The sequence below is a fragment of the Rhizobium sp. UFLA01-1127 genome (assembly GCF_059803845.1).
On sequence record NZ_JAUQTZ010000267.1, the window covers coordinates 1 to 2,533 of the forward strand.

Genomic DNA, 2,533 nt, shown 5'->3' on the forward strand with positions numbered 1-2,533 from the left:
GGCGGAGGATCCGGCAATCCGAGCGGTGCCGCGTGATCAGCATCAAAGCACCGCGGCGTTCCTACCCATCCTTCCAATCCAATCGGGTAGCTCATCTAAACCTACGGTAGATGCTAATATTCTAATCACCGGCCTGAATGCCACCCTTGGGCCGGGCAGTGCAGCGTCCGACGATTGCCCCCATCCTTTGTCGTCGGACGCACCCTCTCCGTATCGGCATCGCCGGATCGCGGCCTCCCGATTGAAATTCATCCTCTCTCCTTCGTTTGGAGGATGACAAAGCAGTTCGCTCTCCTATTCTCTCGGAGCGGTCATGTCGCACGCTTCGGCGACGGCCGATTTAGATTTCGACTATCAGGAGGATATCATGACGCGCACAGTCATCATCGGCGCGACCGGCCATGTCGGCACCTATCTCGTGCCGCGGCTGGTCGAGGCAGGGCATGAGGTCGTGGCGATCAGCCGCGGGCAAGCCAAACCCTATTCGCCGAACAAGGCGTGGAATGACGTCGGGCTACGGACGATGGATCGTGCTGCGATGGAGACCGATGGCAGCTTCGGTCCGGCTATCCGCGCGTTGAAGCCGGATATCGTCATCGACATGATCTGCTTCACACTCGATAGCGCAAAGCATCTGACCGAGGCGCTCACCGGTCACGTCGCTCATTTCCTGCACACCGGTACGATCTGGACGCATGGTTTTTCCACCGTCGTTCCAACGCCGGAGGAGGCGCCGAAGCGGCCGTTCGGCGACTACGGCATCCAGAAGGCGGCGATCGAGGCGCATCTGCTTGAAGAAGCGCGCCGCAGGGGATTTCCCGTAACACTGATCCATCCGGGCCATATTGTCGGTCCCGGCTGGGCACCTCTCAATCCAGCCGGACATTTCAATCTTTCCGCCTTCTCGACATTGGCGCGGGGTGAAACGCTTGTCTTGCCGAATTTCGGCCTGGAGACGGTCCACCATGTTCATGCCGATGACGTCGCGCAGATGTTCATGGGTGCGATTGCCAATTGGCGGGCTTCGAGCGGAGAGGCATTCCATGCGGTTTCAAGCGGGGCGCTGACACTCAGGGGCTATGCCGAGGCGATGTCGCGCTGGTTCGGATACGAGCCGAAACTGGAATTCCTGCCTTATGAAAAATGGGCCGAGGGCCAGATGCCGGAAGATGCGCAGGCGACCTGGGAGCATATCGCCAGAAGCCCGAATTGTTCGATCGCCAAGGCCGAGCGGCTGCTCGGTTACAAGCCCCGCTATACATCGCTTGAGGCGGTTCAGGAATCGGTTGCCTGGCTGATGGAGAAGGGGCGGATCGGCTGAAGCTCAGGCTTTCAGGCCAAGTCATTGGTTCGCAAGCCAGGCAGCCATGCCCTTGGCCGCTGCGCGCCCGGTCGCAAAACACGCGGTCAGAAGATAGCCGCCGGTCGGCGCTTCCCAATCGATCATCTCGCCGGCGACGAACATGCCGGGGAGCTTCTTCAGCATGTATCCTTCGTCGAGCTCGTCCCAACGGATGCCGCCGGCGGACGAAATGGCCTCGGCAATCGGCCTCGGCCGCAGTAATGGAATCGGCAGGGCCTTGATCGCGCGGGCTAGGCGTTCCGGATGCGAGAGAGCGGCGGGATCGACAAGCTCGCGCAACAGGCCCGCCTTCACTCCCTCGATGCCGGCGCCCTTGCGCAGGCGGCTGGAAAGACTGGCTTTGGGATCCTGCCGTGCCAGATCGCGCGCCAGGCGCTCCTCGCTGCGTCCGGGGGCGAGATCGACAATGAGCGACGCTTCCCCTTTTCTCATCAATCGATCACGCAGCGAGGCGGCATGCGCATAGACGAGGCTGCCCTCGATCCCCGTTTTCGAGACGACGAATTCACCCGGAAACGTTCCCGCTTCCGATGTCGCCGTCACGGCTTTCAGCGGCTCGCCGGCAAGGCGTTCGCTGAACGGAGCGCTCCAGGTGACGTCGAAGCCGCAATTGGCCGGCTGGAAAGCAGCAATATCGATCCCCTTGTCCCGAAGCAGGCTGACCCATGCCGCGTCCGATCCGAGCCGGGCATAGCTCGCACCGCCGAGCGCGAGCACAACAGCGTCGTGGCGCACGAGCTCGCGCCCCCGCGGCGTCTCGAATACGAGGCTGCCATCCTCGAAGCCGCACCAGCGATGCCGCGTCATGATGCCGATGCCTCGCGCTTCCAGTCTCGCCAGCCAGGCGCGCAGGAGCGGCGATGCCTTCATGATTTTCGGGAAGACGCGGCCGGAAGAGCCGACGAAGGTTTCCGTGCCCAGTCCTTCCGCCCACGCCCTGACATCATCGGGCGTGAAGTCGTCAAGCGCTGCGCACAATCGCGCCGAAGCAGCGCCGAAGCGGCCGGCAAAAAGGCGGTAATCTTCCGAATGCGTGATGTTGAGGCCGGATTTTCCGGCCAGCAGAAACTTGCGTGCGACCGTCGGCATGCTGTCATAGATCGCGATATGATGGCCGGACAGGGATAGGGTTTCCGCCGCCATTAGTCCCGCAGGGCCGCCGCCTATGAT

The 2,533-nt window shown here is 62.2% G+C and carries 2 protein-coding genes; one reads left to right on the forward strand and one right to left on the reverse strand.

The genetic code is table 11. The features are described from left to right. Positions 1 to 367 precede the first annotated feature (367 nt). Positions 368 to 1,321 carry an NAD-dependent epimerase/dehydratase family protein gene (locus tag Q4Q11_RS31460; RefSeq protein WP_498571938.1) on the forward strand — a complete coding sequence of 318 codons (954 nt, stop codon included), beginning with the start codon at positions 368 to 370 and terminating at the stop codon, positions 1,319 to 1,321. A 21-nt stretch (positions 1,322 to 1,342) separates the two neighbouring features. Here the strand turns inward: Q4Q11_RS31460 and Q4Q11_RS31465 are convergent. Beyond that, positions 1,343 to 2,533: TIGR03862 family flavoprotein (locus tag Q4Q11_RS31465; protein ID WP_498571939.1), on the reverse strand; the 1,191-nt coding region annotated here is incomplete at its 5' end.